The organism is Pseudomonas sp. 05T35, from assembly GCF_056396605.1.
The window spans coordinates 1-12,693 of the sequence record NZ_JBFTLU010000085.1; the positions used below are offsets into that span (position 1 = coordinate 1).

17 protein-coding genes and 1 pseudogene are annotated in these 12,693 nt (G+C 57.9%); 16 read left to right on the top strand and 2 right to left on the bottom strand.

What is annotated here, in order from left to right; translation table 11 throughout:
- The 15 genes from AC1DH9_RS09170 to AC1DH9_RS09240 all read left to right on the top strand — a co-directional run.
- A partial coding sequence (locus AC1DH9_RS09170) for a hypothetical protein (RefSeq protein WP_477808073.1) occupies positions 1–689 on the top strand: 689 nt, incomplete at its 5' end.
- A gap of 124 nt (positions 690–813) precedes the next feature.
- Entirely contained in the window at positions 814–1,068 is a 255-nt protein-coding gene (locus AC1DH9_RS09175) for a helix-turn-helix transcriptional regulator (protein WP_477749125.1), read from the top strand.
- Complete coding sequence (locus AC1DH9_RS09180) at positions 1,069–1,374, top strand: helix-turn-helix domain-containing protein (RefSeq protein ID WP_477749124.1); 306 nt, start codon at positions 1,069–1,071, stop codon at positions 1,372–1,374.
- Complete coding sequence (locus AC1DH9_RS09185) at positions 1,371–2,027, top strand: KilA-N domain-containing protein (RefSeq protein ID WP_427544685.1); 657 nt, start codon at positions 1,371–1,373, stop codon at positions 2,025–2,027. Before AC1DH9_RS09180 ends, AC1DH9_RS09185 begins: the two co-directional genes overlap by 4 nt.
- Positions 2,028–2,484: 457 nt before the next feature.
- The gene (locus tag AC1DH9_RS09190; RefSeq protein ID WP_427544683.1) at positions 2,485–2,730 is read left to right on the top strand and encodes a hypothetical protein; all 246 of its coding nucleotides are present in this window, start codon (positions 2,485–2,487) and stop codon (positions 2,728–2,730) included.
- Positions 2,727–3,059, top strand: a complete 333-nt coding sequence (locus AC1DH9_RS09195; RefSeq protein WP_427544681.1) for a hypothetical protein — start codon at positions 2,727–2,729, stop codon at positions 3,057–3,059. The genes AC1DH9_RS09190 and AC1DH9_RS09195 overlap by 4 nt, the downstream gene beginning before the upstream one ends.
- Positions 3,060–3,062: 3 nt before the next feature.
- Complete coding sequence (locus AC1DH9_RS09200; protein WP_477749123.1) at positions 3,063–3,338, top strand: hypothetical protein; 276 nt, start codon at positions 3,063–3,065, stop codon at positions 3,336–3,338.
- Positions 3,331–3,552 carry a hypothetical protein gene (locus AC1DH9_RS09205; RefSeq protein WP_427544677.1) on the top strand — a complete coding sequence of 74 codons (222 nt, stop codon included), beginning with the start codon at positions 3,331–3,333 and terminating at the stop codon, positions 3,550–3,552. Before AC1DH9_RS09200 ends, AC1DH9_RS09205 begins: the two co-directional genes overlap by 8 nt.
- On the top strand, positions 3,549–5,759 hold the full coding sequence (locus AC1DH9_RS09210; RefSeq protein WP_427544675.1) for a DUF927 domain-containing protein: 2,211 nt from the start codon (positions 3,549–3,551) through the stop codon (positions 5,757–5,759). Before AC1DH9_RS09205 ends, AC1DH9_RS09210 begins: the two co-directional genes overlap by 4 nt.
- Positions 5,752–6,093, top strand: a complete 342-nt coding sequence (locus AC1DH9_RS09215) for a hypothetical protein (RefSeq protein WP_427544673.1) — start codon at positions 5,752–5,754, stop codon at positions 6,091–6,093. Before AC1DH9_RS09210 ends, AC1DH9_RS09215 begins: the two co-directional genes overlap by 8 nt.
- 18 nt (positions 6,094–6,111) lie before the next feature.
- Entirely contained in the window at positions 6,112–6,426 is a 315-nt protein-coding gene (locus AC1DH9_RS09220; RefSeq protein WP_427544671.1) for a hypothetical protein, read from the top strand.
- Positions 6,423–7,028, top strand: coding sequence for a hypothetical protein (locus tag AC1DH9_RS09225; RefSeq protein ID WP_427544669.1), 606 nt, complete (start codon positions 6,423–6,425; stop codon positions 7,026–7,028). Before AC1DH9_RS09220 ends, AC1DH9_RS09225 begins: the two co-directional genes overlap by 4 nt.
- A 101-nt stretch (positions 7,029–7,129) precedes the next feature.
- Complete coding sequence (locus tag AC1DH9_RS09230; protein ID WP_427544667.1) at positions 7,130–7,516, top strand: hypothetical protein; 387 nt, start codon at positions 7,130–7,132, stop codon at positions 7,514–7,516.
- Between the two features lie 5 nt (positions 7,517–7,521).
- Entirely contained in the window at positions 7,522–8,106 is a 585-nt protein-coding gene (locus tag AC1DH9_RS09235; RefSeq protein ID WP_477749121.1) for a tail assembly protein, read from the top strand.
- Positions 8,103–8,693, top strand: coding sequence for a tail assembly protein (locus AC1DH9_RS09240; RefSeq protein ID WP_477808074.1), 591 nt, complete (start codon positions 8,103–8,105; stop codon positions 8,691–8,693). The genes AC1DH9_RS09235 and AC1DH9_RS09240 overlap by 4 nt, the downstream gene beginning before the upstream one ends.
- 463 nt (positions 8,694–9,156) lie before the next feature.
- Here the strand turns inward: AC1DH9_RS09240 and AC1DH9_RS09245 are convergent, their stop codons facing one another.
- Together AC1DH9_RS09245 and AC1DH9_RS09250 are read right to left on the bottom strand one after the other, a co-directional pair.
- Positions 9,157–10,395: a tetratricopeptide repeat protein gene (locus AC1DH9_RS09245; protein WP_427544661.1), complete on the bottom strand. Its 1,239-nt coding sequence runs from the start codon at positions 10,393–10,395 to the stop codon at positions 9,157–9,159.
- Between the two features lie 556 nt (positions 10,396–10,951).
- A complete protein-coding gene (locus AC1DH9_RS09250; protein ID WP_427544659.1) occupies positions 10,952–11,758 on the bottom strand; it encodes a hypothetical protein in 807 nt (268 codons plus the stop codon).
- Positions 11,759–12,071: 313 nt separating this feature from the next.
- Between AC1DH9_RS09250 and AC1DH9_RS09255 the strand changes: the two are divergent.
- Positions 12,072–12,254, top strand: a pseudogene (locus AC1DH9_RS09255) (DUF2931 family protein); the annotation flags it as partial.
- Between the last annotated feature and the right edge of the window lie 439 nt (positions 12,255–12,693).

Sequence of the window (12,693 nt, forward strand, 5' to 3'; positions counted from 1 at the left end):
CGCTTACAGAGTATAGCGGACACCTACTGTCATACGAGGCAACCTCCAAACTTGTTAATATCACGGAGATATTCCTACCAAAACTGATTAACGCCGTAGAGATAGGTCGCCTTAAAGCCGCGAGAACCCTACGTGATTTTGATGAGATCATTGTTCCAAACCTGACCTTCATTGATTACAGCGCGTTATGTGAGTGGCTGACTGGAAGAGGATATACCCCTGGGGAGGCATTTGAGGAATGGTATGACCGGGCTATTAATATTTCGGACAGACTGGTCGAAGAGGTAATCTGGCTGCGAAGGGCCGCTAGAAATGAAATAAAAGCAATGCCTGTAACAATTGGCTACTCGAGCGTTCAGGTGATTGACAACGAAGCAGGCGTCGAGGTTTTAAGCAGCCAACTAAAGTCAGCTCTTTTAGAAAATCAGCACTTACGAGAAAGATTGGCGAAAGCTGAGTTAGCGCGACAAGAAACAGCACACAATACATCTAAGAGGTCACATTTGCTGGCCACTGCTGCACTGATAAAACTAATAGAGTCGCCAATTGATCGCCCAAGACCTCAAGGAATGAAACAGTCCGCCATCAAGTCAGCTATTTTGGAGCGCTTCTCGTTTCGTGGCTTGAAAGAGCGCAATCTTGACGAAATATTTTCTGCCGCAAACAAGGCTATAGCAGAAGAGGAATAACCTCGCCCTGCGATTTATACAATCACCGCAATTGCGGAACGAAAAACCGCAATTGCGGTTACACCTACCGTAATCCGCCCCAGCATAAGCCCATGTTCTCAACGCCACCCAAGGAGGCGCTAGCATGGCAAAGACAACCCACCCTATCCGCAAGCAAACCGAACAATCCTCAGTCCAGCCTGAGCGGCCACTTCGCTTCATCAAACTGGGTGAAGTCAAAGCCCTGACCACCCTTTCCACATCTGAAATTTACCGTCGCATTGCAGCTGGGCGCTTTCCCAAGCAGGTAATGCTCGGGCCAAAGTCCGCCGTCTGGATCGAGGCAGAAGTTATCGCCTGGTGCGACTCCTTGGTCGCCCTGCGAGTGGAGGCTGCATAAATGGCCGACCAAAAAAAAGGCCAACCCAATAAGGCCAGCCCAGAAAAAACTCACCTTTACGATACCAGTAACCACGCCCAACTGGTACGGCTTGTTCCGCGTCTTCGTAAGGGGCCTGCTGACACCTTCACCATCATGCGCGAGCTGAACATCTGCCGTCCTGGTGCCCGAATCTGGGACTTGCGCAACGCCGGTTACAAGATCATTACCAACCGCATCACGATGACGGACGAGTGGGGCCGCATCCACCGTGGTGTTGCCGTCTACACACTGATCTCCGAGCCCGGTGCGAAGGTGGCGGCATGACAGCCCGCATAATTCCCTTCGACTACGAGGGCCAGGCCGTGCGTTTCAATGCCGACGGCTGGATCAATGCAACTGAAGCCGCTGCGCAGTTCGGCAAAGAGCCCGCACAATGGCTCAGGTTGCCCGATGCAATCCGCTATCTGGAAGGTCTGCAGCGTACATATGGGGAAATCACATATGTAAAAACCAGCCGCGCAAGGAAGGACCGCGGCGGCGGTACCTGGCTCCACCCCAAGCTAGCGGTGAAGTTCGCCCGCTGGCTCTCTGTGGACTTTGAGATCTGGTGTGACGAGCAGGTAGATGCCCTGCTGCGCGGCGAGTCGAAGCCATGGGCCAGCGCCCGGCGTGAGGCTGCCATAGGCTACCGCGCCGTGTGTGATGCGCTGGCGCTCAACTGCGAGGCTCAAGGCAAGACGCCTCAGCGACACCACTTCATCAACGAAGCTCGACTCATCAACGAGGTGATTACCGGGGCGTTCGTCGGACGCAACCGCGACCAGTTGAACGCTGGTGAGCTGGAGCTAGTCACCTTGGCCGAGCTGCGCGACACGGCACTGATTGGCTCGGGCATGGCCTACGCCGAGCGTAAAGCTAACCTGCTGTGCTACGTCCATGGGCTACAGAGCAAACACCGGCGGAGGATTGCCGCATGACGCCCACTCAATCATTCCCAACTGTTGCCAAGCTCGCCCATCGGAGTTATCGTCCGCCCGTCGCTGCAAATTCAGCGACCGGGTTTTGCAGCCCGAATATCGTTAGGCGCATAAGCGCCACCGTCTCGAAAGTTGGCGCTTTTTTCATGCCTGCAACTTCGTTTTATGGTGGCTGTGCGTGGGGCGCTTTCGAGCGCGCCGGGCTCCTAACGTCCCGGTCTGCAAACCTGCGCACAGCCGCCACCCAATTCTGTTTTGCAGCAGGTAGTGGCGGCTCCTCAACGTTAGGAGCTGTACCAATGAAACACGCCCTCAATCCGTCCGCTCTTCGCGCATTTGCTCACCGCCGCATGGCTTTGAGCGCCCTCCGCGCAAACTCGTCCCTCTCCGTTCGCCTCACTCGCTACAACGCCCACATGACCATCGTTCGCACCCTGGAAGCTCAAGGCGGTGCGCAATGACCCAGAGCACCGCCAACATCGCCGACGACGCACTTGACCTGCTGCGCGCTACCCAGGAACGCATCAATCACATGCGAGTGCTGTTCAACTCCATCATCAAGGACATGAAGCACGGCACGTCGCACGACATCGAGGAGCTGGCGAACCTCGGCGGCTTTCTCGGCTACGACTGGGCGAACTACGTCGATTCTGAGGTGGAGAAGATGCAAGAGGTTCTGGACGCCGCGGAGGTGGCCAAATGAGCGCGCAAATCAAAATCCGTGACGACCTGAGCTTCACGACGCGTGATTCCGAAGGGCGATTGATCAACTGGCCGCGGAACAATCCCGGTGTAGCGGCTGACTGGCAGAAGGGTGTCGACTTCTTCGAAGGTGAAGTGCGCGACCTGGCGGCGCACGATGAAACTGAAGCGTTCTACGCCATCCAGTTCGCACTTGTCGGGATGGGTGGCCGCTACACCTGTCTTGAAATTGGCTTCATTGATCGCGTGGCCCGGGCGGCGGTAATTGGGCTTCGTGTTATTCGCGGCGGCGCAACACGGTTCGAACCGACCGACTCCGAAGAGATTTAAACCATGAAAATTCAAAACGGCGCACTAGCGTCGACGGGATCGGCTTGCCCGAAGAAAGCCAAAGAGCTGTTTTACGTCAGTCACCCGAAGGTGCCAAAGGCATTGCTGGGGCCATTCCTGACCGAGGTCGACGCGGAGTGCGGGCGCGTAGTTATGCGTAGTGCTGATGCCCAGGTGACGGCCTGCCTGGTCGACTCAATCGACGAGCTGACCTATTGGCATGCGGTGAACAACGGCCGGGTTTGTCGAGCCTTCGCTGGGAGCGCCAGCCATGGGTAACGTGATTCCTTTCGAGCTGGGCGCCATCACCGTGCGCGACGACGTGCCGCCGCATATGGACGACTACGGCCGGATTTTGTTGATCGGCGCATTCAGCGATCTGGTGCAACTGCGTGACAGCGCGGCGAACGAGCACAGCCGCAAGCAAGCCGACGCAATCGTTAAACAGATCGGCCGCGTGCTGGCGCGATACGAACCGGAGGGCGCCGCATGAGGGGCACTCCAAAGCTAACCATCGTCGGTGATGATCCGCTTCATAGCCTCGTACTCCCCAGGCTGGATGGAGTGAGGCGGTCCGCAACGGATAACTACATGGCCAAATGTCCTGCGCACCAGGACAAGTCACCATCGTTAAGCGTGGCGTCCGGCATTGACGGTCGCGTGCTGATTCATTGCTTCGGCGGCTGCGCTACCTCTGATGTTCTCGCCGCAATCGGCCTTGAGCTCAAGGACTTGTTTGCCGGGAATCTGAGCGACACGGCACGACTCGACTACCAGCGAAAGTCCCTGGAGAGCGCCCGCAATCAGGCAAGGCTGATCCAGACTATTGCCGCCGCTCAGCTAGACCGTGGGGAAGCGCTCAGCGCCATTGATCTGGACCAGTTACAAACTGCCGTAGGACGAGAGCGAGAGATCAATGATCAGCTCGCAGAACTCGACGTAGACGGGACAGTGAGAGTTGCTCCCGACAGGCCATGCTGGGCCGTGTACGAGCATTGGGTGACCAACGAGAAAGGTCGCAAGCTGCGCCCGGGCGTCTACTGGCACGGCTTCAAACGCACGGCCGCCGACCAGGACGACGCTGAGGGCGATACCGGTGACCGTCCCATCACTGATGAGTGGATCGCCAGCCCCGTCACGGTCGTGGCCCGCACCACCAACAGCGACAATGGGAGCGAGGGGCGTCTGCTGCGCCTGGTCACCGAGGGTGGCATTAAGGAATGGATCATCGCCATGGAGGTGTTCGGCGGCAGCGGCGAGGACGCCCGGCGTGCCTTGTTCGGCATGGGCGTCATTATCGCCCTGAAGAAACGCGGCACCTTCATGGAGTACCTGCTTGACCAACACCCTGCCGAGGTGTTCGCCACCACCAGCCGACCGGGTTGGCATGAGTCGGGGGCGTTCGTGCTGCCCGGGCGGACGATTGGCAGCGACAAAGTGCGGTACCAGGCCAGCAACAAGGCTCAGGTTCTTTTCAGCCGCCGCGGCGAGCTGGCGCTATGGCAGACGGAAGTGGCCGCGAAGTGCGCCGGCAACCCGGTGCTGACCCTGGCGATCGGCTGCTCGCTGGCCGGCCCGTTGTTGAGTCTGGTCGGCGTGCTGGGGGGTGGTGTTCACCTGGTGGGCGACAGCTCGAGCGGCAAGTCCTTGGCACAACTGATCGGCTCGTCGGTGTGGGGAGACCCGGGCGTATTCGCCGCCAGTTGGGACATGACCAAGGGCGGCCTGGAGATCGAGGCGTCGAGCCGTAACGACACCATCTTGCCGTTGGACGAGATCAAACGCGCCGACCCGAAGCGCGTACAGGAAATGGCCTACTCGCTCGCCAACGGCCAGGGCAAAGGCACCATGACCCGTGAGCGTGAAGGTCGCGCCAAATTGAGCTGGCGCCTGCTGACGCTCTCCAGTGGCGAGCGCTCGCTCTCCGAACACGCCGCGATATCCGGCAATGCCGCTCACGCTGGCGCCGAGTTGCGCATGGTCGACGTGAACGCCGGCACCCGCACGCATCGGGCCTTTGACGAATTGCACGGGCTTGAGGGCGCGGACTTCCACCGGCAGCTCACCGTGGCCGTCGGCGCCCACCATGGCCACCTCGGGCCAGCGTTCGTCGAGAAGCTGCTCGCCAGTGACGACCGTACTGGACTGCTCGAAGACTTCGCCGGCGTGCGCGCCAGCTTTGTGGAGGACAACGCTCAGGCCGGGCGCGTGGCCGATCGGTTCGCCGTCATCGCGCTGGCGGGCGAGATGGCCATCGCCTACGGCCTGCTGCCATGGAAACCGGGCACCGCCCTCGCCGACTGCCGCTTGCTCTATGGCGAATGGCTCAGTCGGGTAGGCAGCGGGAATGCTGAAGACCGACAGATCCTCGCCGGCATTCTCGACTTCATCGATCGCCATGGCAGTAGCCGCTTTTCCGATGTCGATGACGTGACGCCTGACACCAAGGTATTCAACCGCGCCGGCTATTGGGAGCTGACGGGCAATAACCGCCTGTACCTGTTCAACAAGCCGGCACTGATCGAAGCTGCCCATGGCTACGGCCTGTCTCGCATCATCAAAGCGCTGGAAGGCGCGAACGTCCTGGCCCGCCGCGACAACGAACGCAAAACCAAAAACTACCGGCTCCCCGGTGGTGGCCAGGCACGCCTGTACGTGGTCGATCCCGAGGCAATGGACCGCGAAGGGGGTGGTGTATGACGCCTCCACTCGGGCAAATCAGCATTGCCCAAATACACAGGAACCTAGAATCACTGGCAACAGTGGCAACACCGGCAACGGCCTTGTGGGACGTGGCTTGCAGCCGTTGCCACCCTATAAAAAGAGTGGCAACAACTGGCAACACACACCTCAGTTTCAATATAAGGGGCCAGCTCAACCCGTCAGCTTGGTTATCACTGTTGCCGGTAAAAATCCGGTGGCAACAATTTGGAAGCATTGGCAACACCTGGAGGCCACGGTTTACGGGGCTGTTGCCATTGTTGCCGCTGTTGCCGGCGTTTTTGAAATCACAGGAACATTGGATTACGAGTAATCAGGCCGAGGTGGCGCTATGAGCCTCCTGTCCGCCCTGCTCGATCACATGCCGCCGGCCATCGCCGGGACCGACTCCACAAAATTGCGGAGTCGCCCTCAGTCTCGCCCGCATTTGGTGCTGGCCAACCGCGTCGAGCACCCTGCCCAGTTCGTTACCGGCCCCCATGCCAGTGCCGCCACGGCCACACCTGAGTGGCGACAGGCCCGTGACCAGTACCTCAACCACATCATGGTTTGCCGCTCCTGCTACGCGCCCACCGGCCGCCACTGCTCGGCTGGCGTTGACCTGCGCGCCGCTTACGACTCAACGCCCATGGAGAAAGCCCAATGAGCACCAGCCTCGTCATTGCCCTGGTCGACATCGCCAGGAAACCCGGCGCCAGCATGAGCACTAGCCTGATCACCACCCGGCGGATCTGCCGCGCTTTCGGTGCGCGGCTTGACTCGATCCGCGACGAGCGCCGGGCCATCCGCCGCAAGGCCAGCAAGTTGCGCCAATACCTGCCATTCACCGCCAGCACCATCGCCGAGCTCGAGCAACGGGCCGCCGACCACCGTCGCGTGGAGTCGGACGACCTCCGCACAGTGCTCGTCGGGTTCGGGCGCTCGCTGGTGCTGGATACCGAGGGGCTGGCCAACGGGCTTGGCTTCGATCGGCTGTGCGACCTGCTGGCGATCAATACCGTGGAGCGCGAGACAGCGCGCAAGGAGGGCTTGGCCAGCCTGGCCGATCTGGTGTTCGCCTACGCACTGGAGGACAGCGCCGCCCGCCGAGGTCAGGAATGGAACGACGCACCGCTGTTCAACGCCTGCCGACTCGCAACCATGAATTTCATCAGGGAATGCCCAGAGCACCTTCTGCCCGACCCGTTCGCGCCTGGTGCGCCATTCGGCCCAAGGCTGCCGCCCGACCTGCGCCTCGTCGGCAAATGACCCCATCGGTACGCGACACGTTTTCGTAATTCGCAAAACGTGTCGCGACACACAGAGCAACACAACCGGGCATCAGCCCATCACCAACGCCAGAGGTGTACATGACAGACCAAGGCAGCAATACAGCGAGCCAACCGCCCACACACCAAGAGCGCTTCGCAGAGGCGTGCAAGACCTTAGATTTTTCCAGCGATGCGCGAGTGATCGGAGGGTATGTCGTCTGGGAGGTCCAGCACCTCCGCGACGGCCAGAAGGTGACCATAGACGGGCCCTTCTTCAGCGAGAGCGAGGCCAGGATCTCGGCCGATCTGTTGCGTGGGACTTTCCGCGGGGCTCGCGCTTATCAGGCCATTCATTGCTCAGCCTGGAACCCAAATCCGCAACGCGAGAAGGCTATTCGTGACGACGCAATGGCATCCCGAATGATCCTGGCGATGCAACTGCGTGTCGACGTGCCCACCAACAGCGCCACGGGCGCACCGGAGTAAAAGCGATGGCAATGACCACCAACTACGGCAGCAAAACTCGAATCTTGCTCAGCGGTTCGGCCGCGAAGTTGTTCGGGCGTGAACACACTTACGAGTTGTCGACCGGCGACGTGCGCGAGGCGGTAAAGGCGATCGACGTAAACCATCCAGGCTTCGCACGGTATCTCGCAACTGCGAAACAGATGGGGCTTGAGTTTGCGATTTTTCGGAACCGTAGGAACGTCGACGAAAAGGAACTGGCGCTGGGCGACGCGAAGGAAATACGCATTGTGCCGGTGGTTTGTGGCAGCAAGCGCGCCGGGCTTCTGCAGACCATCATTGGTGTCGCGCTGATTATCGCCAGTCCGTTTACCAATGGAGCGACACTCGCCCCAGGTATTGCCATGGTCGCCGGCGGCGTTATTCAAATGCTCAGCCCCCAGGCCCAAGGCCTTAAAACCAGTGCTCCCCCAGAAAATCATCCGGGATATGCATTTGGCTCCGCCAAGAACACCACAGCAAGCGGTAATCCGGTGCCTCTCTGCATCGGTCATAGGCGTTGGGGTGGTGCAATCATCAGCGCGGGAATCTACGCAGAGGACCAGGTATGAACGCCTCACAGTACAACCAGATCAGAACCATCAAGCTCTATGGCCAGTTGCGCCAATTTGGGAAGTCTTACCAGCTCGCCGTGCGCACCCCTGCCGAGACCATCAAAGCGCTTTGTGTGCAGCTGCCAGGCTTCGAGCGCTTTCTATCGAACGCGAAATCAAGGGGACTTGAGTTCGCGGTGTTCTTAGGGAAAAAGAACGTCGGGGAGAATGAGCTCAGACTGCATGGCGAAGGCGACATTGTGATTGCGCCGGTGATCGTCGGCAGCAAGCGGGCTGGTGTGTTGCAGACTGTTGTAGGCGCGCTGCTAATCGCCGCTTCCTTCCTCTCCCTTTGGGCGCCGCCGGTATCTGCTGCTCTGTTTGCAACAGGTGTAGGAATGGTCGCGGGCGGCGTCATCCAAATGCTCAGTCCCCAGGCCGGCGGCCTAAAGACCAGCGCCGCCCCTGAAAACACCCCTGGCTATGCTTTTGGTAGTGCCAGGAACACCACCGCCTCGGGTAACCCGGTCCCGCTCTGCTTCGGCAAACGTCGGGTGGGCGGGGCAATTATCAGCGCGGCGATTTATGCTGAGGACCAGATGTAGAGCGATTGACTATGGCCGCTCTCCGGGCGGCCGTTTCATACCCGTAGACAGCCCCTTAGACCATGCGCCTATCTCGCTAACTACGGAGCTCTCTAGCCAGTGTGGTAACCACTCAGGTAACCACCAAAAGTAACCACCCCGCCTGGTTACCATCCATCAAAGGGATCTCCGTTACGGAGTCATCCAGCGGCCCCACCTTGACAATAGTTAACAGGTTGACGGGTGGGCCAAGCCCCAATACCGCGTTTCCAATGTCAGGTTTTCGTGTCAGCCGAATATTAGGTTTTGTTAGGTTGCTGGCGCTGCCCAGATCGGGCGGTATCCACTCTGGTATCCACCGCTTGCCACTCGTCCGACTGATGCGGTAACCACCGGGGTAACCACTAAAAGTAACCATCTAGCACGGTTACCATTTATCACAGGGATATGCGTCAAGGAGTCGCCTGGCGCATCAACCTACCCATCAAAACCTTTCAAGAACAGCCTGAGCCTCCTTGTTCCCCTGATCCGCTGCCTTTTTCCACCAGAAATGAGCTTGGGCTCGATCTTTACGTACCCCCTCACCCATGAAGTAAAGATTTCCCAAACTTGCCTGTCCTCCATCCTCGCCCTGCTCGGCAGACAGACGAAACCATTTAGCAGCGGCGGAATAATCCTTTGCGACACCTTCACCTTTCACATACAGCAGCCCCAGGTTGAACTGGGACCTTGCATTACCTTGCTCAGCAGCCTTGCGATACCACGAGGCGGCTTCAACTAAGTCGCGCCCCACGCCGGTACCGCGCTCATAGAAAACGCCCATATTGTGCTGGGCAAAGGCCACTCCATTGTCGGCGGCCTGCCGATACCAATACACGGCCTTATCCTGATCCTGGGTAACACCCTCACCGTTGGCGTACTGTACAGCCAGGTTGAATTGCGCCGATGCGTCTCCCTGTTTGGCGGCTTTCAAGTACCACGAAGCGGCCTCAACATGGCTCTGAGGGACGCCCTCACCCATTCCGTACAGAATGCCGAGTCTGTATTGGGCCGCCGGGTAATCCTGATCAGCTGACAGCGCATACCAATGGGCAGCCTCATTGATGTTTTTCGGCACGCCACGACCGTACTGATAAATCGCACCCAGTTGGCACTGGGCATTGGCAGCGCCTTGTTCAGCCGCCTTACGGTAATAGGTGAACGCCTTTTGCAGGTCCTGCGTCACGCCATCGCCTTGATCGTAATGTACGGCAAGGTTGAACTGTGCAACCGCATTCCCCTGCTCGGCAGCCTTTGTATACCACGCTATTGCTTGCGGGATGTTCTTCTCTACCCCCTCGCCGTGGTCGTATAGAAACCCTAGATTGGACTGTGCTACAGGCTCGTTCTGCTCGGCGGCTTTACGAGACCAGAGGGCTGCTAGCGTTGCGTCTCTTTCCAGACCTATACCCTGCAGATACAACCGCCCCAGGTTGGACTGGGCATAAGCATTACCTTGCTCCGCTCCCTTGCGATACCAGGCCACGGCTTGCGCCATGTCTTGGGCAACCCCATCACCTTTTTCATAGCGCACGCCCAAGCGAGACTGCGCATCAGCATTACCGAGCAAAGCAGCGCGCTCGATTGTGTTGAGATCCGCAGAAGCATAGGTGTGACTCGTAAATATCAGCACGCTGAAAAGCACAACGGACGAACCCAGTCCGCGTTTGAACACTGAGAACATAACCAACTCGCTCAATCCTGACTGAAAGGGCAACGATGCGGCACTGATGATAGTTCGCTTCGGTCCAAAACGGGCCGGCGTTGGTGAAGCCTATTCCATATGACCAACGATCTAACGTCATTTACCGCTGACACTCCACGGCAACCTGCTCGCCAAATAGCATCGCCCAGAGCCCTCCAACCTGACAATAGTTAGATGGCTGACGGGTGGGCCAAGCCCCAATACCGCATTTCCAATGTCAGGTTTTGTCAGGTTTTCGCATCAACCGGATGTTAAGTTTTGCTAAGCCGGTGGCGCTGACCAGATCGACCTGTAACCACCCTGCCTGGTGACCGACCATCCCACTTTGAGAAATACACGTTGAAAAAGTGAGCGGCAGAAAACAGAAATAAGCGAACGCTTCTGAGCGTGCAGACCTGAGTTTGCTGATGACTTGTAGCAGGCCACCAAAGGTTGGCGCCTGCGTCGTGGAAGATGTTTGCGCTGGTGAACATCGGTATGCAAGACCGCTCTTGTCGGCACCCGACAGCCTGAATCACGAGGGGCACGTGTTCTGTCACGTGAGCATGGGCTTAATAACAAACCCGTTGTAAGCGTTGGAGGTCTGCATTTCGAAATATTTTTGCTGGCTGTCGGGGGCGGGGGTGACGCCGTGCAGAAACAGCGTCACGTGTTGACCAGGCGCCAGATACGCAAAATCAGGATCGCCAGACCTTACTCTGACCTTGATCGGCAGGGACTTGCCGCCAGCATTGAACTTGCGCCATGTCGTGACAGAAAAGGTGTTTTTGAAAAGTGTTACCGAAGCCTGGCCGAAAGCGATGATGCGTTCACACTCCAACGATGCAATGTCCCTGCTTGCGACGCCAAACTGACCAAAGGCGTCGAAGTAAGTCAGCGCCCGGGCCGCGATGTGAAGCGGGCATTGCCGGCGATCGATCTTACTCATTAACCACCAAGCATCAACGACCTCACGCAAGGTACCAGGATGCAGCGCCGGGGCGGCCTGGATCTGCATAGCAAGCGAACGCATTTGAGCCAGGGTTGGTTTGGTAGCCTTGTGTCCTTTCGCAATTGCGCCCAGATGGCTTGGGATGATCTGCGGCGGCGGAGGCGAGTGTCTTTGCATAGGCACGACGGGGATTGAGGACGCCGTTGTTTTTTTCTTTTCGTTTATGCAACCAGATACATGGGATTCCGGAGCTCTAAAAAATACGTTGTTGATTTTTGCTGGCACCACTTCGACAAGGCATCGAGGATTGGGGCAGAAATAGAAAAGGTCTCTAGCGGTGTACGCAAAACTCACCGACGCGTTTGCATCCATCTCCCAGCATACTGCTGTCGTCATCAACTCATCAGTCATGCAATGTCCTTATCCTGTATCTATGGGTATACAACGCAAATCCAGAAGGTGGGTTATGTTAGCTGAAGTTATTCGCGAGACTGACAGTGATTCCAAGGCTGATACTGGATAATCGTCCGCTATGGGTCGAGGCTGTGTGAAAACGTTTTAGAGCGCGTCTGACATTCAGAATCGGAACGAAAGTCGCGTTCCTACGTAAATTTTCGGTCTGCTGACTAACCAACAGCCGACAGATTTTACGTAGAAACGCAGACTACAAAACGGTGCATGCGTTTTCACACAGCCTGGGTCGAAAGCCGCCAGTATCCACTCAGGCATCGTGCAAGTATGGGTCAGAGACTCATGCCACCATCCCATCAAGGTTGCTCACGCTCAAGCAGAGATTGAGCCTCTAGGGCCTAGCCAGGGTAAAACCGAAGGTCAATACGCTTATAAGATCGGCGAAAAAACAAAGCGCTACATCGAGAAATATGGCATTCCCTGTGGTAGCTGGTGACCAGGTGCGGTGGCCACTTCCTCCTGGTCACGGACGCATCAAATGCCCCTTTGCGAAAACAACCCCACGGAAGACCCGCGTCAAGCGCGTATCGGCGTGTTTTCGCGCTGTATTTCGCGCACGTCCGTCGCGCATTGGTCCTTGCGCGAAGCTCTGCCCCGTCAAAGTCTCACGCAGCCCTTCACGCAGTGATTTCACGCACTGAGAGCTGCGTGAATACCTGACAGGCACCTGACCGATTGGTGAGCGTCAGCATAGGCTCATGACCGCAGTAAGCAGCCAGGTACGCACGATTGGTACGCATTGGCGGGTGYGTGCCGGCGAAGTTCGCACCGAGGTTCGCACTTCTGGTTCGCACCCTCTTACGCAAAGCTGGTGCGAACCCGGCCAGTGGTTACCACGCTGGATACCATGGAAAGTTACCAATGCAGCGGTTGCC